Source organism: Stenotrophomonas sp. SY1 (genome assembly GCF_021202945.1).
Taxonomy (GTDB): Bacteria; Pseudomonadota; Gammaproteobacteria; order Xanthomonadales; family Xanthomonadaceae; genus Stenotrophomonas.
Genome location: NZ_JAJOYR010000002.1, coordinates 1,148,525 through 1,169,973 on the forward strand (window position 1 = coordinate 1,148,525; position 21,449 = coordinate 1,169,973).

Here is a 21,449-nt window from a genome sequence, read left to right on the forward strand (position 1 = left end):
GCCCCATGCGACGGGATGCAGCCGTGGCTTCGCGGCTGAAGCCGCTCCTGCAACGCCCCAGGCTGCATCCGGCGCTGGCCGGCCTCAGCCGTCGGCGCGGATGCTGGTACGGACTTCGAACAGCTCCGGGAAGAAGGTCAGCTCCAGCGCCTGCTTGAGGAAGCCCACGCCGCTGGAGCCACCGGTGCCGCGCTTGAAGCCGATCACCCGCATCACCGTGCGCATATGGCGGAAGCGCCACAGCTGGAACTGGGTTTCCAGGTCCACCATGTCCTCGCACAGCGAGTACTCGCGCCAGTAGCGGTCGGTGTCCTGGTAGATGGTCTCGAACACCGTGCGCAGGGCCGGGTCGCTGACATGCGGCTGGGTCCAGTCGTGGTCCTCGTAGGTAGCCGGGATGGCATGGCCGAAGCGCGACAGGTAGGCCAGGAACTCCTCGTACAGGCTCGGCGCTTCCAGCACCTCGCGCAGCTGCGCCTGCCCGGCCGGGTCATGGGCGAACACGCCGAGCATGTCGGCGTTCTTGTTGCCCAGCAGGAATTCGATATAGCGGTACTGCAGCGACTGGAAGCCGGAAGACGGCCCCAGCACGTCACGGAAGCCCATGTATTCGGACGGGGTCAGGGTTTCCAGCACCGCCCATTGTTCGGTCAGCAGGCGCAGCACCTGCTTGCCGCGGGCCAGCACCTTGCGGCATTGCCAGACCTCGTCGCGTTGCAGGTGGGCACGCGCGGCACGCAGCTCATGGGCCAGCAGCTTCAGCCACAGCTCCGAGGTCTGGTGCTGGATGATGAACAGCATCTCGTCGTGGTGCGGTGGGTTGGACAGCGGCTGCTGGGCCGACAGCAGCTGGTCCAGGCGCAGGTAGCCGCCGTAGGTGAGCCGGCCCTGCAGGTCGGTGTGGATACCTGCTTCGAGCTCACGCTGGTTCTTTTCTACGGTCATCGGCCTTGCCATCTGCGCGGGGGCGCAAAGCGTAACGCAGGCCGCCACCACTGCGGGGGCGTTGCCCCCTCCCTTCTGCCGCAGGCAAAGGGGAGGGTTGGGGAGGGGCGCCTTCAGCGCTTGTCTCCAGCCCCGCCACCAACGCGCAGGAGCAGGGGCAACAAGGCCCCCTTCCCGACCTTCTGGAAGCCCGGTACCCGGGACGGAACTCCGTTGCTGGCCGCGCAAACGGAATCCGAACACCTGCCGGCGCAACCGGCGCGACAATGCGTGGTCTGCGGCAAACCAGACTGAATACGTTGAGTTTGCTCGCCGTCGGTGGTTGCCCTGGCTGTAACCAAGGGTTTGTACGATCAGTTGTGCTGCGGCGCAGGACGGCTTTTTCGGACGGATTCCTTACCATGGGCAATTCCTATCATTTGAAACCATCTGTTCAAGGTGTTGCTGCAATGACGGTTTCCGCCCAGTTCCAAATTGAATACCTGCAGTACCTGGATGCCGACGGCAACCTGGTACGCAACGATCTCCCCGAGTCGCTGCGCGACCCCCGCGCCCTGCTGCCGATGTTCCGGCAGATGCTGGCCACCCGGGTGTTCGACACCAAGGCCGTGGCGCTGCAGCGCACCGGCAAGCTCGGCACCTTTGCCTCCTGCCTGGGCCATGAAGCGGCCCACGTCGGCATTGGTGCGGCAATGAAGCCCGGTGACGTGTTCGCCCCCAGCTACCGCGAGTACGGCGCGATGTTCATGCGCGGCGTACGCCCACGCGACGTCCTGATGTACTGGGGCGGCGACGAACGTGGCAGCGATTACGACCGCTCCAGCGACGCCGTGCGCGATTTCCCGATCTGCGTGCCGATCTCGACCCAGTGCCTGCACGCAGCCGGTTCGGCACTGTCGTTCAAGCTGCGTGGCCTGAACCAGGTGGCCGTGACCGTCTGCGGTGACGGCGGCAGCTCCAAGACCGACTTCTACGCCGCAGTGAACTCCGCTGGCGCCTACCAGCTGCCGCTGATCCTGTGCGTGGTCAACAACGGCTGGGCCATCTCGGTGCCGCGTTCGGCCCAGACCGGCGCTGAAACCCTGGCCCAGAAGGGCCTGGCCGGCGGCCTGTTCTGCCTGCAGGTGGACGGCAACGACCTGATCGCGGTGCTGGCAGCCATGGAACAGGCGCGCGAACGTGCCCTGTCCGGCAAGGGCGGCACGGTGCTGGAGCTGCTCACCTACCGCCTGTCCGACCACACCACCGCCGACGATGCGCGCCGCTACCGCGACGACGCCGAAGTGAAGTCGGCCTGGTTGAAGGAACCGCTGCTCCGCCTGCGCAAGTACCTCACCGCGCAGGGCGTGTGGAGCGAGGAAGAAGAAAAGAACTGGATCGCCGAATGCGGCACCCGCGTGGACGAGGAGGTCAACGCCTACCTCAACTGCCCGGTGCAGCCGGTCGAAGCCATGTTCGATTTCCTGTACGCCGACCCGCCGCCGGATCTGCTGGCCCAGCGCGCCGCCGCCATCGCCCTGGAGCAGCGCCATGGATGACATCAAGCGCGTCGTTTCCGGAACCCCGGCCAGCCACGACCCCGGCCCGGCCCACAGCGCGGCAAGCCACAGCGGAGAAGCCACCATGACCGCCACCCCGATCACCCTCATCGAAGCCGTCACCCAGGCCCTTGCATGGGAAATGGAACACGACCCCTCGGTGCTGGTGCTGGGCGAGGACGTGGGCGTCAACGGCGGCGTGTTCCGCGCCACCGCCGGCCTGCAGCAGCAGTTCGGTTCGCAGCGCGTGCTGGACACCCCGCTGGATGAAACCACCATCGCCGGCCTCACCGTCGGCCTGGCCGCGCAGGGCATGAAGCCGATTGCCGAAGCCCAGTTCGACGGCTTCGTCTATCCGATGGTGGACCACATCATCTGCCACGCCGCACGCCTGCGTAACCGCACCCGTGGCCGCCTGCATTGCCCGATGGTGCTGCGCGTGCCGTGGGGTGGTGGCATCCGTGCGCCGGAGCACCACAGCGAAGCCAACGAGGCCATCTTCACCAACGTGCCGGGCCTGCGCGTGGTGCTGCCGTCCAGCCCGCAGCGTGCCTACGGCCTGTTGCTGGCCGCGATCCGCGAGCCGGATCCGGTGATCTACATGGAGCCCAAGCGCATCTACCGCCAGTACAAGGAAGTGGTCGCCAACGATGGCGAGGCACTGCCGCTGGACGTGTGCTTCGTGCTGCGTGACGGCACCGACGTGACCCTGGTGACCTGGGGCGCGCAGGTGAAGGAAGCCCTGGAAGCAGCCGACAAGCTGGCCGGCGAAGGCATCAGTGCCGAAGTCATCGACGTGGCCACGCTGCGTCCGCTCGATTTCGCCACCATCGCCGAATCGGTGGCCAAGACCGGCCGCTGCGTGATCGTGCAGGAAGCGCCGAAGACGGCCGGTTTCGGCGCTGAAATCGCCGCCCGCCTGGCCGAAGAGTCCATGTACGACCTGCTGGCACCGGTCGAGCGCGTCACCGGCTACGACACCCACATCCCGCTGTTCCGTTTGGAAATGAAGTACCTGCCGAGCGTCGAGCGGATCGTGGCTGCGGCCAAGCGTGCGGTGACGGCAGGCTGACATGCAGGCACGCCTGACTGGCAGCTACCGCAGTCAATATCGCAATCCTTTGCAGGTCCACGCCGGGCAGATTGTCGCGCTCGGCGTACGTGACGAGGAATGGCCGGCGTTCGCGTGGGTAACCACCGACGCCGGCGATGCCGGCTGGACACCGGTTGCATGGCTGGGGATGCTCGGCGATGGACGCGCCGAAGTGCTGCGCGATTACAGCGCGCGCGAACTGGATGCCGACAGCGGCGAGCGGGTAAGGCTTCATTACGAACATGGCGGCTGGTGGTGGTCCGAGCGTGCCGACGGCACGCAGGGCTGGTTGCCGGCGCGCGAACTTGAATTGCTGGAAGAGAACTGCACATGAGCCAGACCAAGAGCTTCAACCTGCCCGACCTGGGCGAAGGCCTGCCGGACGCGACCATCGTTGAGTGGTTCGTCAAGGAAGGCGATGTGATCAAGCTGGACGAGCCGCTGGTCTCGATGGAGACCGCCAAGGCCGTGGTGGAAGTGCCCTCGCCGGTCTCCGGCAAGATCCTGAAACTGGCCGGCGCACCGGGTGACATCGTGGTGACCGGCCACATGCTGGCGCACTTCGAGATCGACCCGAACCTGCCGCAGCGTGCCGAAGGCCAGGACACCGGCCATCACCACGGCGCCCCGGCACCGGCCGCACCGGCGCCTGCACCTGCCGCAGCACCGGCACCAGCGGCTGCTGCCGCCGCCGAACGTGCCGACGAAGGCACCGTGGTCGGCGCGATGGTCAGCTCCAACGCCGTGCACACCGAACAGGCCGTAGCCGTCGGTGGCGTCAAAGCGATGCCGGCAGTGCGTGCAATGGCCCGCAAGCTGGGCGTGGACCTGGCCCGCGTGCGTGCCACCGGCGCCGATGGCGCGGTGACAATGAACGACGTGAAGCAGGCTGCCGAAGCAGGTACCGCAAAGATCGGCGCAGCGCCGGCAGCGGTACCGCAGGCTGCTGTCGCTGCGGCACCCGCCGCACGCGTCGAAGCCACCCGCACCCCGCTTTCCGCCGCCGGCAAGCCGATGCGCACCGCGCCTCCGGGCGTGGTTGCCAAGGGCCAGCCGGAGCCGCTGAAGGGCGTGCGCCGCAACATGGCGCGGGTGATGGCCGATGCGCACAGCAAGGTCGTGCCGACCACGCTGAGCGACGACGCCGACATCCACGCCTGGGCACCGGGCAACGACATGACCTCGCGCCTGGTCCGCGCCATCGTCAAGGCCTGCCAGGCCGTGCCGGCGATGAATGCCTGGTTCGACGGTGACAACCTCACCCGCACCCTGCACGCGCAGGTGGACATCGGCATCGCCGTGGACACCGACGACGGCCTGTTCGTCCCGGCCCTACGCAATGCCGACATGCTCGATGCACGTGGCGTGCGCGAAGGCATCAACCGTCTGCGCCAGCAGGTGGAAGACCGCTCGATCGCCGCTTCGGAACTGAGCGGTTACACCATCTCGCTGTCCAACTTCGGCATGTTCGCCGGTCGCTACGCAACGCCGGTCGTCGTGCCGCCGTGCGTGGCCATCGTTGCCGCCGGCCGCGCCCGCTTCCAGCTCACCCCGGTGATGGGCGGCGTGGAAACGCACAAGGTCATCCCGCTGTCGGTCACCTTCGACCACCGCGCCTGCACCGGCGGCGAAGCTGCCCGCTTCCTGCGCGCGCTGATCGACGACCTGGCGCTGACCCACTGATCCCATTGTTACTGCAGCATTTGAGCCCGCAGCAATGCGGGCTTTTTTTATGTCTGCGCGACCGCGCTACCATCGCTGCCGGCACCCGCCATCGAGCGGGCTCTTCAACACCGAAACAGGAAGCAGTACATGGGAATCGCAACAGGGATGATCGTCGGCGCCGTCATTGGCTTTGGCGCACTGAACGTGATGGCGCTGATGGCCAGGAACAGTGGACGTCCGTACGACCAGACCACATTGACCACCGATGAGGACGTGCTTGGCAAGGTCGCCAGCTGGGCACAGGCCAACGGTTACTTCCTGGAGCGCGAAACCGGGCAGACGCAGGTCTACCGCAAGGGCAAAGGCTTTTTGACCGCTCCGATGTTCCTGGAGGTCATCCGCGACGGCAGCCGCCATACGTTCCGCAGCTACACCCGCATCAACGGCCTGATCATCAAGGGCGACATGGCACTGAGCGGCAGCAGCTTCGTAGCCAGCCTGCCGCGTTCGATGGCACGCAAGGCGCAGAACCAGCTGTTCGCTGAACTGCACGCCCCGCCGATCGGCTGAACCTGTGCCCTGCCGGAACCGTGACCCGCCTTCGGAGCGGGTTGCGGTTCCGATGCATCCGCTGTCACGGCATTCACCCAATGCAGGGCTACCATGCCCGAGCCGGCCACAAACCCGATTCGGTAATCCCATGGACGCTTGGATCTGTACCCGATGTGGTGAACGCAATGGCGCCGACGCACGGCAGTGCTGGCGCTGCAGTACCTACGCCGATGGTTCCCCGCCACCAGCGGATGCCGACCAGCCGCCGCATGGCGGCCCGGCCCCACGGCGGATGCAATGCCTGCGATGCGCTGGCGCCACGATGGAGTTCATCGGCCGCCGCCGCTTCCAGGAAAGCACCCAGGCGATGCCATTCCTGCTCGGCGACCTGGGCAGCCTGTTCCTCGACCGCGAAGAGTTCGACCTTTATGCCTGCGTTTCATGCGGCAAGGTCGAGCTCTTCCTTTCCAGCACACCTTACTGACCAGCGATGCGTAAGCCGCGCTGGCTCATCGTTCTGTTCGTCCTTGTATACGTGGGCATGCTGGTCGGTGGTGCCGCACTGAAGCCGGGCTACTCGGCGCAGGCGCAGTACATCAGCGAACTGGGCGCAAGCGGCAGCGCCCACGCCATTGTGATCAGCGTCGCCGGATTCATTCCCGTTGGCGTGCTGGCCGCAGCATTGCTGGTGGTGATGGCTCCGCGCGTGCCGGTCTCCGGTGCCAGCCGCGTCGGCTACTGGCTGCTGCTGTGCGAGCCGCTGGCCTGGATCGGCTCGGCACTGGCGCCCTGCGACCTTGGCTGCCCGATGGAAGGCAGCCTGTCGCAGGCACTGCACAACCTGCTTGGCGTATTCACGTATCTGGGTACCACCCTCGGCCTGGTGCTGCTGGCGACCACTCCCGGGCTGCGTGCCAGCATGCGCATGGCGTGGGTGGCGCTCGCCGCAACCTGGCTGCTGCTGTTCGTGCTGATGGGCGCACCGCCACTGCATGAATGGCGTGGGTTGCTGCAGCGCCTGGCCGAGTGGCTCGTCTATGGATCGCTGTGCATCACGGCTTGGCGACTGGCCCAGCCTGCCCCGTCACCGGGCAGGGATTAAGCTGCGGCTTCCATCGCCCGGAGCAACGCCATGAGCCACCGCAGCCGTCTGGCCGGTTTCATCATCGACTGCCAGGACATCGACAGTGACAAGGCCGCAGCGTTCTGGAGCGCGGCACTGGGGCTGGATGCCGAACCCGCCTATACCGAGGAAGACGGCGCCCAGTACAGCGAACTGCACGGCGCACCGGCCGGACTGCACGTGGAGGTGCAACGCGTCAGCCATCCTTCGCGCGTGCATCTGGATATCGAGTCCGACGACATCGATGCCGAGGCCGACCGCTTGGAAGCACTCGGCGCCAAACGCATCGGCCGGGTCAAACGCTGGTGGGTGATGGAAGCGCCAACCGGCCACCGCTTCTGCGTGGTGCAGATGAAACATCCCGAGCGCGGACCGGCACCCACACGCTGGGAGTAAACGGCGAAGGCCGCCGATAATGGCCGCTTCGTTCCAGATGCTGGAGATATGTCGATGCCTGCCCCTTCACTCAACAATGCACGCGTACTGATTGCCGGTGGCAGTCGTGGTATTGGCTTGACCATGGCGGTCGCCTTCGCAAAGGAAGGTGCCCAGGTAAGCATCTGCGCGCGCAATGAGGCGGTGCTGCAGCAGGCCGCGACAAGCTTGCGTGAAGCCGGCGCCCGCACCGTGCACGTGCAGGGCTGCGACCTCGCCGAGCCGGTGCAGATCGAACATTGGGTAGGTGCCGCAGCCGATGCGCTGGGCGGCATCGACATCGTCGTCAACAATGCCTCCGGCTACGGCAATGGCACCGATGACGCCAGCTGGCAGGCCGGCTTCGACATCGACCTGATGGCGGCGGTGCGCACCAATCGTCTCGCCGTCCCGTACCTGCGCAACAGCGCGATGCCGGCCATCCTCAACATCAGTTCGATCAATGCACTGGTGCCCACGCCGCGTGCAGCAGCCTATTCCAGCGCGAAGGCCGCGTTGAATTACTACACCGTGTCATTGGCTGCTGAACTGGCGCGTGAGCGCATCCGCGTCAACGCCATCGCACCGGGCTCGATCGAGTTCCCCGGCGGCCTGTGGGACCGCCGTCGCAGCGAGGAGCCGGCGCTGTACGAGCAGATCCGCGCGAAGATTCCGTTCGGCGGTTTCGGCGATGCCGCCGATGTGGCCAGCGCCGCGGTGTTCCTGTGTTCACCGGCGGCGCGCTGGATCACCGGGCAGGTGTTGGCGGTGGATGGTGGGCAATCGCTGCCGGCCTGATCGGGCCGCGCGGCCCCCATATCCGCATTGCAGGAGCGGTCTTGGCCGCGAACCCGACCGTGCAGCCGGCATCCACATAAACGCGATCACGCATCGTACGGTTGCGCTGTTCCCTGCAGACTGCAGCAGCGGTGGCTTCGCGGCCAAGGCTGCTCCTACGCGGGGCTATCGCCTACACCAACTGCGCCGAACCGATCACCCGCACGCCGGGCTGCGTGTTCAATGCCGCTTCCACCAATGCATCGGCAATGCGCTCGGCCGGGTTGATCCGCCATGCCTTGGGCAGCATCGGCGCCAAAGCCCCCAGCACCACCGCTGCGGCATGCTCTCCCGCACGCGACTCGGCACGTTCGCCACCGATCAACCCCGGCCGGACCAACGCCAGCGAAGAGAAACCCAGCGCGCGCAGATCCTCCTCCAGTTGCCCTTTCACCCGGTTGTAGAAGAACGGCGAACGCGCTTTGGCGCCCATCGCCGAGTTCAACGCGAACACCTCGCAGCCCTGCCGGCGCACGGCCTGCGCGATCTGCAGCGGGTAGCCGTGATCGATCTGCTGGAACGCCTCGCGTGAGCCGGCCTGTTTCATCGTCGAACCCAGGGCGCAGACCGCCGCATCGACCTGGTACCACGGCGCATCGGCCGGCAGCGTGGCGAAATCCAGCACCGGATTGAGCAGCTTTGCATCAGTCGGTGCCAACGGCCGCCGGGTCGGGGCGACCACGCCGCTGCAGCGCGGGTCTGCCAGCAACCGCCGCAGCACCTGCGCCCCGACCAGGCCGGTGGCCCCTGCAATCAGTACCCGCATGCTCCGCTCCTGTGATCGGCTGCCGTTCAAGCCGTCTGCTACCTTGCCGATAATGGGGCTTCAACACCACCCTCCTTACGCGCGCAGGCGCATGCGTTTCCACGCCCGGACCCTCTTGCAATGGCCGATCACACCGACTCCCCCCTCCCCCGTGGCACCGGGCTGGGACGCATCCTGTCGCGGCGGGCAGCGCCACAGGTGACGGTTGAACCGGTCGCAGCAAGCAGTAACGGCATGGCGTTGCTGCAGCGGTTGTTCGTCGGCGCCGATGCGCCGGAACCGCTGCTGGGCGCGTTCGCCCAAGGCATGTGCTCGCTGCCCGGCGAACTGGGCGACATGGGCCAGCGCCTGCACAGCGCCCACATCGACCGGGACTGGGAACGCTATGGACGCCTGCTGCGGCAACTGATCGACAAGTACATCCGCACCATCGAACTGGCCCAGCCAGGCACCGGCAGCGTCGAGGCCGAACGCCTGCGCGACATGCTCGCCAGCACCCTTGATGCGGTGCTGGCCAGCCTGATGCAGCACTCGCCTGAGCTGGAACAACAGGCCCGGCGGATGGGCGAGGAACTGCGTGGCTGGCGCGCCGGACAAGCGCTGGAGCCGGTGGCGCAACACCTGCGCGAGTTGTGCCACCAGGTGGGCGTGCGCAGTGATGGCATGCAGGAGCAGCGCGATCTGCTGCTGAGCCTGTTCGACATGCTGCTGGAAAACATCACCGAACTGCTCGATGGCAGTAGTTGGCTGCACAGCCAGATCCGCAACGTGCGCCAGTTGCTGTCCGGGCCGCTGGATACCGGCTCGCTGGAGCAGACCCGCAACGACCTGCGGGACGTGATCTACCGGCAAGGCCTGCTGCGCCAGGGCATCGATGAATCCAAGCAGGCCATGAAGGAACTGATGGTCAGCTTCCTCGACCAGGTCGACGGCATGGCCACCGAGACCGGCGAGTACCACGACCGCATCGCCAGCTACGCCATCGCGGTGCGCCAGGCGCGCAGCATCGCCGACCTCAACCAGTTGCTTCAGGACGTGCTGCAGGACACCGCGCGGGTACAGGCCCAGGCCGCGCGCGCGCGCGACCACCTGGCCAATGCCCGCGCCGAAGCCAAGGCTGCCGAGCTGCGTGTGCAGCAGCTGGAACGCGAGTTGGAACAGGCCGACAACCAGCTGCGCACCGACCCGCTCACCGGCGTCCTGAACCGGCGTGGGCTGGAAGAACTGTTGGCTGCAGAACTCAGCGGCAGCGGAGCGCTGGTGAGCGTGGCGATGCTGGATCTGGATCACTTCGCCCAGACCAACGCCAGCCACGGTCACGCCGGCGGTGACCAGGCACTGCGGCACATGACGGCGGTGCTGCAGCAACGGCTGCGCACGCACGACCGCCTTGCCCGCCTGGGTGGCGATGAGTTCGTGCTGGTGCTGCCGGGCCTGACCGGCAACGCCGCGCTGGAAGCGGTGCAGCAGCTGCAGGTTGCATTGGCACAGCGCCCGTTCCTTCTCGACACGCAGCGCGTGCAGGTACGTTTCAGTGCTGGCGTGGCCCAGGCCCGCGATGGAGAACCGGCCGACGCGCTGCTGCACCGCGCCGACCAGGCCCTGTACGCGGCCAAGCGCATCGGCCGCAACCGGGTGTTGCCGGCCGACTGACGCTCCGGCGCCCACGGCTGTGATATTTCCTGCGCTGGTGCGAATCACCCTTGCATGGACATCCCCGTGACCGCCGACGCCGATCTGCAGCAGCGCTTCGCCCACCTGCTGGCGCAGCACCAGGGCATCGTGCTCAAGGTGGCGCGTGCCTGGAGCCATGAACCGGAGGACCGGAGCGACCTGGTGCAGGAGATCAGCATCCAGGCATGGCGTGGCTTCCCCGCCTTCGCGCCGGAGAAGGCCCGGTTCAGCACCTGGCTGTATCGCGTCGCGCTGAATGTGGCCATCTCCCAACAGCGTGGCCGGCGGCTGCGCCAGGACCACCACGCCGATGTGGCTATCGACCAACTGGAATCCGCGGCGATGGTTGCCGACACCCCCGAGGAAGCCGCGCAGCTGTCGCAGTTGTATTCGGTGATCCACGCCCTGCCGCCGCTGGACCGCGCCCTGTTGCTGTTGCACCTGGACGACTACAGCCACCAACAGATCGGCGAAGTGCTCGGCATCAGCGCCGGCAACGCAGCCACCCGCCTGCACCGGCTGCGCCAGCAGCTGCGGCAACGCCTGTCTCCCGCTCAGGATTGAAGGGGCTCAAACCATGGAACTTGAACAACTCAAGGCTGCCTGGGCCAGCCAGGCCCAACGCATCGATCAGCTGGAAGCCTCCGCGCTGCAGGCCTGGCGCGAACCCCGCCTGCGCGATATCCGACGGCGGCTGCGCTGGTTCAGCGGCATGCAGCTGGCGTGGTTGCTGGTTTGGATTGCGGTCACCGCGATGGCGGCCAGCTTCTGGATCGAGTACCGGCAGGTGCCGCAACTTCTGTTGACCGGCCTGGCCTTCCACATCTACGGCATCGCCGCGATCTGGGTATCGATCACCCGCGCGTTGCTGGCGATGCGGATCGAGCGCAGCGACGCGCCGGTGCTGCTGCAGTTGCAGCGGATCGCGCAGTTGCGCCGCTTCACCGCACTTGGCGAACTCGCGCTGGGCCTGCCGTGGTTCTGCCTGTGGTTGCTGGCCACGCAGTGGCTGTGTGTGCGCTGGCTGGGGCTGGACCTGTACGCGGCGGCACCGGCCTGGTTCGTGGCGACACTGGGTTTCGGCGTGGTCGCGATGCTCGGCAGCGGCGTGCTGGCGCGCTGGGCATTGCGACGCCTGCCGGTTACGCACGGGTTGCGACGCTGGCTGGAGGGCTTGTCCGGCCAATCGTTGGTGCATGCGCAACGGCAGCTACGTGAGTTGCAGGAGGATGCACGGTGAGGGTGCGCCGAGGATCACGATGTAGCCGTGCGCTGCGAACAACGTCCTGCCTTTGCAGCATCCTCAGTTGTAGGAGCGGCGTCAGCCGCGAAGCTGGCAATGCATGCGGCAACCGGATAACTGCAATTGCAGACGCACCACCGAGGGAAACCACATCGGCTTCGCCACCAAGGTCGCTCCTGCACCGCGCCGCTGCCTGCCCGCCGTTGCAGGAGCGACTTCAGCGGCGAAGCCGGGGGTGATTCCGGCAACGGGGGTACGTGCCGTCGCACGGGAAACCAGTTGCGGTTGTGCCACCCGTTTCGCGGCTGACGCCGCGCCTACAGCACAACCATGACCTCAGGCTTGGCCGCTCAATGCGCCGCCTTGGCGCCACCGCGCAGCTTCTGGAACAGCGTCACCACCGCCAGCACCACAGCGCCGATGATGATGCCCACCACCACGCTGCCCAGTGCGTTGGCCAGCCATTCCAGATTCGCAGGGGCCAGGCCCACGACGAAGTGGTGCAACGCTGGAATCGCGTGAACCAGGATGCCACCGCCGACCAGGAACATCGCTGCGGTACCGGCGATGGACAAGCCACGCATCAACCACGGCGTGGCATGCAGGATGCCGCGACCCAGCAAGGCCAGCGCGCGGCCCTTGTCCAGCAACCAGGCACCGACGTCGTCCAGCTTGACGATACCGGCCACCAGTCCGTAGACGAACACGGTCATGCCCAGCGCAATGGCGATCAGCGTGGCGACCTGCTGGCCGAACGGGGCACTGGAGACGACGCCCAGTGACAGCACGATGATCTCCGCCGACAGGATGAAGTCGGTGCGGATGGCACCCTTGATCTTGCCGCGCTCCCACGCCACCACGTCGATGTTCTCGTCGGCCAGCGCCTCGCGCCGCTCGGCCTTGCGCGCGGCGTCCTCTTCCCTGGAATGCAGGAACTTGTGCGCCAGGTTCTCCACGCCCTCGTAGCACAGGAAGGCGCCGCCGATCATCATCAACGGCGTCACCGCCCATGGCAGCCACGCGCTGATGGCCAGCGCCGCCGGCACCAGGATGGCTTTGTTGACCAGTGACCCCTTGGCCACCGCCCACACCACCGGCAGCTCGCGGTTGGCATTGACGCCGGTGACCTGCTGCGCGTTGAGCGCCAGGTCGTCGCCCAGTACGCCGGCGGTCTTCTTGGCCGCGACCTTGGTGAGGATGGACACGTCATCAAGCAGTGAGGCGATATCGTCGAGCAGGGCAAACAGGCTGGCTCCAGCCATGGGGCACCAAAGGTTGGGTGGATGGGGGGATTCTCGCCCATTCACGCCCTGCTGCGCAGGCTTGCGGTGCTCCATTCACCCAGAGCCAACCCTCCTGGCGCCACACTGGCCGCTCTGGCAGTGGCAGGCACCCCGTTTGAGTACCCCCGACGCCAACGACAGCCCCACGCCCGTGGGCGGCATGAACCGGCGCCAGCAGATCGTGCGGCTGCTGCTGCGTTACCGGAACTCGGGCGTGTTCTCCGGCATCGTGCTCGACGGCGAATTGCCGCGGCTGGGCAAGCAGCCCGGCACCGGTGATCCCACCCAGTTCGTCACCGACCTGGAAGCGCTGGGCACCACCTTCGTCAAACTCGGCCAGTTGCTGTCCACGCGGCCGGACATGATCCCGCAGGAATACGTGACCGCGCTGGAGCGCATGCAGGAGCAGGTTGCGCCGGTTCCGGTGGAACACATCCGCACCGTCATCGAAGAAGACCTCGGCGCGCCGGTCAGCAAGCTGTTCCTGTGGTTCGACCCTGAACCGCTGGGCTGTGCATCCATTGCCCAGGTCCATCGCGCCGAACTGCACGATGGCCGGCAGGTGGCCATCAAGGTGCAGAAGCCGGATATCGCCGCGCAGCTGCGCTCGGATATCGGTGTGCTGCGCAGTTTTGCCAGTGCCGCCGACCACCTCACCCGGGTCGGCCGCAAGGTGCGGTTCTCCGACTGGCTGGATGAGTTCGCCAAGACCCTGCGCATGGAGCTGGATTACGAAGCCGAGGCCGCCAGCCTGGAGCGCTTTGGCCGGCACCTGGCGCCATACCCGGAATTGTGGGTGCCGCAGCCGGTTGGCAGCCTGTGCAGCCGTCGCGTATTGACGATGGATCTGGTGCCCGGCGTGCGCGTGGATGCGATCGCCGACGTGCGTCGCACCGAACAACCGATGCTGCCGCTGGCCGCCGCACTGGTGCGTGGCTACCTGGACCAGATCTTCGTGCACGGCGAGATCCACGCCGACCCGCATCCGGGCAACCTGCGGGTAACCCCCGACGGACGCCTGGCGATCTTCGACCTGGGCATGGTCGCGCACGTGCCACCACGCCTGCGCGAACACCTGCTCAAGCTGCTGTTTGCCGCTGTCGATGGACGTGGTGAAGAAGTGGCCGATGAAATCATCGCCATCAGCACACGGCTGGAGGACTACGACGAGGAACGCCACCTGCGTGAAACCGGGCAGATGATCGCCCGCTATGCCGCCAGCGGCACCGTGTCCGAAGGCCATGTGGTGCTGGAGATCGTCCGCATCGCCACCGCCAGCAATCTGCGCACACCGCCGGAGTTGAGCCTGCTGGGCAAGGCGTTGTTGAACCTGGAAGGCGTGTGCCGGCTGCTGGCGCCAGAATTGAACACGCGCAACGTGGTTGAGCAGCAGCTGCAGCACGTGGTGCGTGCGCGCCTGCGCAAATCGCTGTCGCGCGCCAACCTGGCCAGCGAGGCGATGGAACTGCAGCAACTGCTGCGTGATGGCCCCCGGCGCATGTTCGACATCCTCAGTCTGCTGGCCGAAAACCGCCTGCAGATGAAGGTCACCGGGCTGGAGGAATCGCGGCTGATGGAGAACATCCAGAAAGTCGCCAACCGCATCGCCGCCGGGCTGATCACCGCCGCGTTGCTGCTGTCCTCGGTGCTGCTGATGCAGGTACCCACCCGTTACACGTTGTTCGGCTATCCCGCCTTTGCGATCGTGCTGTTCCTGCTGGGCGTGGTGGTTGGCGTGGGCTTGATCTTCAGTTCGCTGTTGTTTGATCGACGCACACGTTCGCGCGAACGCGAAGAGCGCGGGCATCGGTGATGCGGGAATTGGGGATTGCCAGGCTGGGATGAAGCGCAGCGCACGATCAGCAAACCGGCCATTCAACCCACTTATCCGGTAGTGCCGAGCCATGCCCGGCACCGACCCTCCGGCAACGCTGAAACGAAGCTTGGCTCCGTCCTGCCACCCGCCACTCCCTCTCCGCACATCTCACTACATCGCAATTCATCCAGAACATTTCAGTCAGGTTCGTGCATGCACCATCGGGCACCTCTTCGTCACACGCATGCAATGCGTACGTGAAACAGAGCGGCGGCTGCGGTCGCTGATCATCGTCTCCGCTACCCGAATGACTGCATGCATTGGATCTTCTGGCCCTCGCTGGCTGCACTGGTCGTCCTGCTGTTGCTGTCCCCCACCCTGGCCCGACTCAAGGCCGGACTGTTATCGCTGCTGCTGCTGGCATTGAGCAGCTGGTGGCTGATTGATCGTCTCAGCGGCGACGGCATCAACTCGGCCACGCTCTATCACCTGCGCAGCGACATGGAAGGCGCCGGCGTCGGTGATTTCGGCACCTACATCGCCAGCTTCCTGGTGCTGGTGCTGATCTCGCTCACGCCAATGCTGCTGCTGCGTGTACGCCGCCTGCACCTTGCGCGACGCGGTGCACCGGTATTTGCCGGGTTTGCCGCACTGCTGCTGGCGGCAATGTTCAGCAGTCCGCTCTACGCCGATGCCAAGCGCATCTACCAGCAGATGCAGCCGGTGGATTACAGCGCGGTGGCGCCGCAGTACATCGTCCCCTCCAAGCCGCTTGCACGGCAGCCGAACATCGTCTGGATCTACGGCGAAAGCCTGGAGCGCACCTATCTGGACGAAGCAGTGTTTCCGGGGCTGATGCCCAACCTGCACCGTCTCGCCGCGCAGGCATTGGATTTCCGCAACATCGACTCCGCCGACGGCAGCGGCTGGACCATCGCCGGGCTGGTGTCGTCCATGTGCGGCGTGCCGTTGACCACCGCGCAGGGCGATGAGAACAGCATGGGGCGCATGGGCAGCTTCCTGCCCGAGGCGTTCTGCCTGGGCGATTACCTCAAGCAGCAGGGCTACCGCAATCACTACATGGGCGGCGCCAACGGCCAGTTCGCGGCGAAGGCGGATTTCCTCTCCTCGCACGGCTTCGATGACGTGCGCGACCTGGCCTGGTTCCAGCAGCAGGGCATCGCCCGCAAGCACTTCTCCAACTGGGGCGTGCACGATGATGTGCTGCTGGAAAGCGTATTCGAGCAATTCATGGAGCTGTCGCGCGCCGGCCAGCCATTCATGCTCACCGCGCTGACCATGGACACGCATCATCCGGCCGGGCACCTGCCGGTGGCCTGCAAGGGCACGCGCTACCGCAGCACGCACGGCAACATCGGCCTGCTCAATGCACTCAAGTGCACTGACCGGTTGATCTCCCGGCTGGTCGACCGCATCCGCAGCAGCGAGTTCGGCGACAACACGCTGGTCGTGCTGGCCTCCGACCATCTGGCCATGCCCAACGACCTGAGTCACGTGCTGGCCAGGCAGCAACGCGAGAACCTGCTGCTGTTCCTGGGCAAGGACATCGCACCGCGCCAGATCCAGGCCGAGGCCGGCACCACGCTGGACTCGGGCGCCACCGCGTTGCAGTTGCTGGATCCGTCCATCGATGCGATCGGCTTCGGCCGCTCGCTGCTGGCCACGCCACGCCCGGCCAGTGCCAGCGTCGCCGCGATGCAGGGCGATGGCAGCGACTACGCACGTTACCGCGCGTTCGCGCGCTCGCTGTGGCTCGGTGAACAGACCCGCATGCTGCGGTTGGAGCAGGAACAGGTACTGGTCGGTGTGCAGAAGGTGCAGCCACCGGTGCTGCTGGAGTACGACAAGCAATGGCAGCTCAAGTCGATGTACCTGGAGAACACCTCGCGCAAGTTCGAGGAAGCCGATCCGGAGCATCGCCTGGCCTACGTGGACCGCTGCACGGCGTTCGAGGATGGTTCGGCCGATGGCCAGTGGTGCGCACTGCTGGTGGACAGCGACCAGGGCATGCGCCTGTTCCGTGATGCACAGCTGCGCCGTGGCATCGCCATCGACTCACCCTTGCAGCCGTTCACCGGCCCACGCCCGAGCGTGCGCCAGTCGCGCATGATCAGCCGCCAGCCGCGCCACACTGGCCCCGGCCAGTACGTGCTGGAGTTGTACGCGGCGCAGCGCCCGACGCGGCCGTTCTGGGTGGAAGCGGTGTCTTCCAGCGGCAAAGTGGTGATCGCCCAGCAGTGGGTGCAGCCGGACAGCGAAGGCCGCATCCGCATGCCGCTGGGGCTGGACCACGCGATTGATGACCTGGAAATCCGCGCATGGCTCAACCACGCCGAGCAGCTGGCAGTGGATGACTACGCGTTGCTGCCGGCCGAAACGGTGTATCCACGGTCTTGAAGCAGACATTTCAGATCCGGTAGTGCCGAGCCACGCTCGGCAACCGCCATACCGGTAATGCCACAGCGGAGCATGGCTCCGCTCTACCAATCACCAATCACGCATCACTGCTTCAGGAATCCCGCACTAGATGAATATCGGTGGGCGTGACCAACGGGATGTTGTTGGCCATCGTCTGCTGCAGCAGTTCGAACAGCAGCTCGCTGCGGGTGCCGTATACCGCACGCGCCGAGTTGACGTAGGCGAAGCTGTTGATCGCGATCATGCCGCCGTTGATCGAATCGATCTGCACCGATGGCGCCGGCGTTTCCAGCACCGCCGGGTTGGCGGCGTAGATATCCAGCATCAGCGTGCGCAGCTTGCCCACGTCGGTACTCAACGGCACCGAGAACTGGATCTGGATGCGGCCCAGCGCGTTGTCCATCGTCATGTTGCGGATGGTCTTGGTGATCAACTCGGAGTTGGGCACGATCAGCGTGGAACGGTCGCCCACCTGGATTTCGGTTGAACGCACCGAGATGCGGCGGATATCGCCTTCCTGGTCGCCGATCTTCACCCAGTCACCAATCTTCACCGGGCGCTCGGCCAACAGGATCAGACCGGATACGAAGTTCTGGGTGATCGCCTGCAGGCCGAAACCGATACCCACCGACAACGCGCTGGCCAGCAGCGCCACCTTTTCAAAGCCAATGCCCAATGTCGCCAATGCCCACAAGGCCGCCAGCACGATGCCTGCGTAATGCGCCACGGTGCTGATCGAATTGCGGGCACCGATATCCAGCTGGGTCTTGGGCAGATAGGTTTCCACCAACCAGCGCTGCACCACGCCCATCAGCGCCAGGCCGCCGGCCAGCACCACCAAGGCCCACACCACCGCCGAAGGCTTGAGCACGCTGTCGCCGATCTTCAGCCCACCACCGGCCATCGTTTCCAGGCCGCTGTAGAGCATGCTGACATTGCCGTAGGGCGCGATCACCGCCGTGATGCCCACCAGCACCAGCAGCACCCGCACCATCGCCGACAGCAACACCCCGGCCTGCTCCAGGCGTGACGGTGCCAGGCCGGTGGACAGGCGCAGCGTGCGGCCGATGGTGCTCTCCGGCGCCAGCAGCCAGGTTGCGAAGTCATCGGCGAACTTCATCAGCAGCGATATCGCCAGCACCACCACCGTCATCCACACCATCTGCTGGGCGGCAAACATGGCGAAGTTGATATAACCCAGCAGGGTTGCGATCAACGCGGCAAAAACCGCCACGTGCCCACCCAGCCGCACCAGCACCAGCCAGCCACTGCGCGGCGGCTTGGCAGCGCGCGCATGTGCTGCGGCGCTCTCTTCCTGTTCGACCTTGGCCGCCTCGGCCGCGCGGCGCCGATGCAGGGCCGCCAGCGTCACCAGCATGCCCATGATCAGTGCCACGTAGATCAGCGCGATCAGTCCATAGAACGCCACCGTGCTGATCTGGGAGGTGCGTGCTGCATTGTTGACCGCACGCAGCAGCAACGTCACCCAGGTCACGCCCGCCGCCGCCCAGGCAAAGCGGAGCAGATGCCGCGCACCGACATCTTCGATATCGAACAGCCGCCACGAAGGCCGTGAAGGCACCAGCAGGCAGGATGCCAGCGAAACAATGAAGGCAGCAAAGAAGGTTGCGCCGACAAAGGCATCGGCCACCGATTCCAGACGCGGCGCGATCGCGGAGATGGAGCGCAGGCTGTTCACCAGCAACAGACTGGCCATACCTGGCAGGAGTGTGCCGACCAGCAGCAACCAGGTTGCCAGGCCGGTGCGGCGCAGGCGCCCATCGGGCGCCCGCCCGGAAGCGGCGTAACGACGTCCCAGATGACGTAGCCACAGCCGCAACGGAAATGCGACCAGCAGTGCCAGTCCCAACCCGGTCAAGGGGGCCACCCAACCGTGCTTGGCGGTGGCCTGGGTCAGCCCGCTGATCGCCTGGCGGTAAAGGCCGTGTACGCGGTCCAGATCATCGGGCAGATGCTCGGCGAAGTTGCGCCACAACGCCGGTGACAACGGGGAACCGAGCTTGCGCCCCAGTTGTTCGCTGAACTGCTGGGCGCGCATTTTCTCGATGGATTCGCTCAGCTGCCGCGCGTCTTCGGCCAGCAGCTTGCCGCGCTTGACGCCCGCATCCAGCTCACTGCGCTGCTGTTCCAGCGCCTTGCGCTGGCGGGCGATGTCGGCTTCCTCGCCGGATTCCGGCGCCGGCCCCAACTGCTCGATGCGCGCATCCATCTGCGCCAGATCCGGCTGCAGCGCCTGCACGCTGGCCTCCGCATCACGCTGGGCCTGCAGGGCACGTTCGGACAGCGTCTTGAGCGTCTCGGCCGAATCAGCGTCGTTCAATGCGCGCTGTACCGCATCAAGCGCGCTGGACGCCTGCTCGATGCGCGCCTGCGGCGTACCGGCGTTGCCACTCGTCTCCGGTGCCGCCCACGCTGCACCCACGGCCAACATGAAGAAGACGAACAGCCCCGCACGCAGCGGCAGGAAGAAGCGTTGTTTGAACAAGACGGTGCACCGGACCGCGCGGACCACCGCGCCTGCTGCGGACTATAAATCAGCCCGGCAGAAGCAGGAGTGAGCGTTGTAGCGGAGTGAGCACCAGGAAAGCTGGAAACAGGCAACCGCAGGCGTCCGCATCGAAGCCGGAGCCAACACCTTCTCTTCCCCTGCTTGCGGGGAAGGTGCCCGAAGGGCGGATGGGGGAAGCCTCTGCTCCTACGCCGCCCCCAGCCCTTGAATCCGCGCTGCCCAAAGCCTCACCGCAACACCACGTTCACCCGACACGGCCTATAGCTCGTCATGTACAACGCGCAGGCATCCCCATGGATCTGAAAAGCGGCTACCCGTACTGGGCGATCAGCAACGGACTGATGCATGCCTTCCCGCCATTGCAGCGCGACCTGCAATGCGATGTGCTGGTGATCGGTGGCGGCATCACCGGCGCACTGATCGCCGACCACCTCCACCACCACGGCCACGACGTGGCGGTGGTTGAACAGCGCGACATCGGCTGGGGCTCCACCGCTGCCAGCACCGCGTTGCTGCAGTACGAAATCGACACGCCGCTGCTGGAACTGACACGCCGCCATGGCCTGGAGCAGGCATTGCTGGCGTACCGCAGTTGTGCCGAGGCCGTCGTGGCCTTGCAGCATCTGGCCACGCGCCTGCGCGACATCGGCTTCCAACGCAACGACAGCCTGTACTTCGCCAGCAGGCGGCGTGATCTCAAGCAACTGATCGCAGAATACGAACTGCGCCACCAGCATGGTCTGCCCGTGCGCTGGCTTGACGCCGCAGGCGTGCACGCCGAATACGGTTTCACCGCGCCCGGTGCCATCGTCAGCAGCCTGGCCGCGCGCGTGGACCCTTACCGCATGACCTACCGTCTGCTGATGCGCCTGTGCCGGCGCGGTGGCCAGGTGTACGACCGCACCTGCGTGACCGGGCTGGAGGTGGGCAGCCGCCAGGTACGTGCGCGCACCGATGCCGGCGCCGTCATCCGCTGCAAGCAGCTGGTGGTGGCCGCCGGCTACGCCAGCCAGCATTGGATCAGGCAGAACGTGGCCCGCAACCGCAGCAGTTACGCACTGGTGACCGACCCATTGCCGGATGAACTGCTGGGCCCGCTGCAGCGGACGCTGCTGTGGGAAACCGCCCGCCCCTATCTGTACCTGCGTGCCACCGACGACCAACGCCTGCTCATCGGCGGCGAGGACGATGCCATCGACGTGCCGGCACGGCGCGACCGGCGGGTACAGCACAAGGCACACAAACTGGTGACCAAGACCAGTCACCTGTTTCCCTGGCTGCCGTTGCAGCCCGCGTTCGCGTGGGCCGGCACCTTCGCCGAAACCGACGACGGCCTGCCGTTTTTCGGTGCGCACCCGCAGTGGGGGCCGCGGGTCCAGTTCGCGATGGCCTATGGCGGCAATGGCATCACCTACTCGATGCTCGGCGCCGGTCTGGTGCGTGCTGCCATCGAACGTCGCCCGCATCCGCTGGCGCGGCTGTTCTCGTTCCAGCGGCTTGGTTGAGCGGTCCGGCGACGACAGCCATCGTT

Annotated in this window: 19 protein-coding genes; 15 read left to right on the forward strand and 4 right to left on the reverse strand. The window is 66.1% G+C overall.

Annotated elements, in window-relative coordinates; all coding sequences use genetic code 11:
• Window positions 1-84: 84 nt before the first annotated feature.
• A complete protein-coding gene (locus LR961_RS16730; protein ID WP_232151063.1) occupies window positions 85-945 on the reverse strand; it encodes a tryptophan 2,3-dioxygenase family protein in 861 nt (286 codons plus the stop codon).
• 449 nt (window positions 946-1,394) lie between these two features.
• Here LR961_RS16730 and pdhA point away from each other — a divergent pair, with 449 nt between their 5' ends.
• The 9 genes from pdhA (at window position 1,395) to LR961_RS16775 (ending at window position 8,128) form a co-directional block, all read left to right on the forward strand.
• Window positions 1,395-2,483, forward strand: coding sequence for a pyruvate dehydrogenase (acetyl-transferring) E1 component subunit alpha (pdhA, locus tag LR961_RS16735; RefSeq protein WP_232151064.1), 1,089 nt, complete (start codon window positions 1,395-1,397; stop codon window positions 2,481-2,483).
• Window positions 2,476-3,555, forward strand: a complete 1,080-nt coding sequence (locus LR961_RS16740; RefSeq protein ID WP_232151065.1) for an alpha-ketoacid dehydrogenase subunit beta — start codon at window positions 2,476-2,478, stop codon at window positions 3,553-3,555. Before pdhA ends, LR961_RS16740 begins: the two co-directional genes overlap by 8 nt.
• Before the next feature lies 1 nt (window position 3,556).
• Window positions 3,557-3,910: an SH3 domain-containing protein gene (locus LR961_RS16745; protein WP_232151066.1), complete on the forward strand. Its 354-nt coding sequence runs from the start codon at window positions 3,557-3,559 to the stop codon at window positions 3,908-3,910.
• A complete protein-coding gene (locus LR961_RS16750) occupies window positions 3,907-5,259 on the forward strand; it encodes a dihydrolipoamide acetyltransferase family protein (protein WP_232151067.1) in 1,353 nt (450 codons plus the stop codon). The genes LR961_RS16745 and LR961_RS16750 overlap by 4 nt, the downstream gene beginning before the upstream one ends.
• Before the next feature lie 129 nt (window positions 5,260-5,388).
• Window positions 5,389-5,811, forward strand: a complete 423-nt coding sequence (locus LR961_RS16755) for a hypothetical protein (protein ID WP_232151068.1) — start codon at window positions 5,389-5,391, stop codon at window positions 5,809-5,811.
• A gap of 304 nt (window positions 5,812-6,115) precedes the next feature.
• The gene (locus tag LR961_RS16760) at window positions 6,116-6,277 is read left to right on the forward strand and encodes a hypothetical protein (protein ID WP_232151069.1); all 162 of its coding nucleotides are present in this window, start codon (window positions 6,116-6,118) and stop codon (window positions 6,275-6,277) included.
• Between the two features lie 6 nt (window positions 6,278-6,283).
• Window positions 6,284-6,895: a DUF998 domain-containing protein gene (locus tag LR961_RS16765; RefSeq protein WP_232151070.1), complete on the forward strand. Its 612-nt coding sequence runs from the start codon at window positions 6,284-6,286 to the stop codon at window positions 6,893-6,895.
• Window positions 6,896-6,925: 30 nt separating this feature from the next.
• Window positions 6,926-7,312, forward strand: a complete 387-nt coding sequence (locus tag LR961_RS16770; protein WP_232151071.1) for a VOC family protein — start codon at window positions 6,926-6,928, stop codon at window positions 7,310-7,312.
• Window positions 7,313-7,366: 54 nt separating this feature from the next.
• Window positions 7,367-8,128, forward strand: a complete 762-nt coding sequence (locus tag LR961_RS16775; protein ID WP_232151072.1) for an SDR family oxidoreductase — start codon at window positions 7,367-7,369, stop codon at window positions 8,126-8,128.
• Between the two features lie 172 nt (window positions 8,129-8,300).
• Here LR961_RS16775 and LR961_RS16780 read toward each other — a convergent pair whose 3' ends face one another.
• Window positions 8,301-8,933 carry an NAD-dependent epimerase/dehydratase family protein gene (locus tag LR961_RS16780; RefSeq protein WP_232151073.1) on the reverse strand — a complete coding sequence of 211 codons (633 nt, stop codon included), beginning with the start codon at window positions 8,931-8,933 and terminating at the stop codon, window positions 8,301-8,303.
• 120 nt (window positions 8,934-9,053) lie between these two features.
• Here LR961_RS16780 and LR961_RS16785 point away from each other — a divergent pair, with 120 nt between their 5' ends.
• From LR961_RS16785 to LR961_RS16795, 3 genes are all read left to right on the forward strand, one after another.
• Window positions 9,054-10,586 (forward strand): GGDEF domain-containing protein, encoded by a 1,533-nt coding sequence (locus tag LR961_RS16785; protein WP_232151074.1) that lies wholly within the window; start codon window positions 9,054-9,056, stop codon window positions 10,584-10,586.
• A 66-nt stretch (window positions 10,587-10,652) separates the two neighbouring features.
• On the forward strand, window positions 10,653-11,171 hold the full coding sequence (locus tag LR961_RS16790) for a sigma-70 family RNA polymerase sigma factor (RefSeq protein ID WP_332311047.1): 519 nt from the start codon (window positions 10,653-10,655) through the stop codon (window positions 11,169-11,171).
• A 13-nt stretch (window positions 11,172-11,184) separates the two neighbouring features.
• Window positions 11,185-11,847, forward strand: a complete 663-nt coding sequence (locus tag LR961_RS16795; protein WP_232151076.1) for a hypothetical protein — start codon at window positions 11,185-11,187, stop codon at window positions 11,845-11,847.
• A gap of 353 nt (window positions 11,848-12,200) precedes the next feature.
• On the opposite strand, the gene LR961_RS16800 is transcribed toward LR961_RS16795, so the two are convergent.
• On the reverse strand, window positions 12,201-13,112 hold the full coding sequence (locus tag LR961_RS16800; RefSeq protein WP_232151077.1) for a DUF808 domain-containing protein: 912 nt from the start codon (window positions 13,110-13,112) through the stop codon (window positions 12,201-12,203).
• Window positions 13,113-13,293: 181 nt separating this feature from the next.
• Here LR961_RS16800 and LR961_RS16805 point away from each other — a divergent pair, with 181 nt between their 5' ends.
• Window positions 13,294-14,946: an AarF/UbiB family protein gene (locus tag LR961_RS16805; RefSeq protein ID WP_232151178.1), complete on the forward strand. Its 1,653-nt coding sequence runs from the start codon at window positions 13,294-13,296 to the stop codon at window positions 14,944-14,946.
• 318 nt (window positions 14,947-15,264) lie between these two features.
• Window positions 15,265-17,367, forward strand: a complete 2,103-nt coding sequence (locus LR961_RS16810) for a phosphoglycerol transferase I (protein WP_232151078.1) — start codon at window positions 15,265-15,267, stop codon at window positions 17,365-17,367.
• Window positions 17,368-17,479: 112 nt separating this feature from the next.
• Here LR961_RS16810 and LR961_RS16815 read toward each other — a convergent pair whose 3' ends face one another.
• Entirely contained in the window at window positions 17,480-19,894 is a 2,415-nt protein-coding gene (locus LR961_RS16815) for a DUF3772 domain-containing protein (protein ID WP_232151079.1), read from the reverse strand.
• 317 nt (window positions 19,895-20,211) lie between these two features.
• Here LR961_RS16815 and LR961_RS16820 point away from each other — a divergent pair, with 317 nt between their 5' ends.
• Window positions 20,212-21,423 carry an FAD-dependent oxidoreductase gene (locus LR961_RS16820; protein WP_232151080.1) on the forward strand — a complete coding sequence of 404 codons (1,212 nt, stop codon included), beginning with the start codon at window positions 20,212-20,214 and terminating at the stop codon, window positions 21,421-21,423.
• The last annotated feature ends 26 nt before the right edge of the window (window positions 21,424-21,449 follow it).

Excerpts from the sequence above, each read along its gene's own strand:
- LR961_RS16730 (WP_232151063.1), bottom strand. The coding sequence starts at position 945 with ATGACCGTAGAAAAGAACCAGCGTGAGCTCGAAGCAGGTATCCACACC.
- pdhA (WP_232151064.1), top strand. The coding sequence starts at position 1,395 with ATGACGGTTTCCGCCCAGTTCCAAATTGAATACCTGCAGTACCTGGAT.
- LR961_RS16740 (WP_232151065.1), top strand. The coding sequence starts at position 2,476 with ATGGATGACATCAAGCGCGTCGTTTCCGGAACCCCGGCCAGCCACGAC.
- LR961_RS16745 (WP_232151066.1), top strand. The coding sequence starts at position 3,557 with ATGCAGGCACGCCTGACTGGCAGCTACCGCAGTCAATATCGCAATCCT.
- LR961_RS16750 (WP_232151067.1), top strand. The coding sequence starts at position 3,907 with ATGAGCCAGACCAAGAGCTTCAACCTGCCCGACCTGGGCGAAGGCCTG.
- LR961_RS16755 (WP_232151068.1), top strand. The coding sequence starts at position 5,389 with ATGGGAATCGCAACAGGGATGATCGTCGGCGCCGTCATTGGCTTTGGC.
- LR961_RS16760 (WP_232151069.1), top strand. The coding sequence starts at position 6,116 with ATGGAGTTCATCGGCCGCCGCCGCTTCCAGGAAAGCACCCAGGCGATG.
- LR961_RS16765 (WP_232151070.1), top strand. The coding sequence starts at position 6,284 with ATGCGTAAGCCGCGCTGGCTCATCGTTCTGTTCGTCCTTGTATACGTG.
- LR961_RS16770 (WP_232151071.1), top strand. The coding sequence starts at position 6,926 with ATGAGCCACCGCAGCCGTCTGGCCGGTTTCATCATCGACTGCCAGGAC.
- LR961_RS16775 (WP_232151072.1), top strand. The coding sequence starts at position 7,367 with ATGCCTGCCCCTTCACTCAACAATGCACGCGTACTGATTGCCGGTGGC.
- LR961_RS16780 (WP_232151073.1), bottom strand. The coding sequence starts at position 8,933 with ATGCGGGTACTGATTGCAGGGGCCACCGGCCTGGTCGGGGCGCAGGTG.
- LR961_RS16785 (WP_232151074.1), top strand. The coding sequence starts at position 9,054 with ATGGCCGATCACACCGACTCCCCCCTCCCCCGTGGCACCGGGCTGGGA.
- LR961_RS16795 (WP_232151076.1), top strand. The coding sequence starts at position 11,185 with ATGGAACTTGAACAACTCAAGGCTGCCTGGGCCAGCCAGGCCCAACGC.
- LR961_RS16800 (WP_232151077.1), bottom strand. The coding sequence starts at position 13,112 with ATGGCTGGAGCCAGCCTGTTTGCCCTGCTCGACGATATCGCCTCACTG.
- LR961_RS16805 (WP_232151178.1), top strand. The coding sequence starts at position 13,294 with ATGAACCGGCGCCAGCAGATCGTGCGGCTGCTGCTGCGTTACCGGAAC.
- LR961_RS16810 (WP_232151078.1), top strand. The coding sequence starts at position 15,265 with ATGCATTGGATCTTCTGGCCCTCGCTGGCTGCACTGGTCGTCCTGCTG.
- LR961_RS16820 (WP_232151080.1), top strand. The coding sequence starts at position 20,212 with ATGGATCTGAAAAGCGGCTACCCGTACTGGGCGATCAGCAACGGACTG.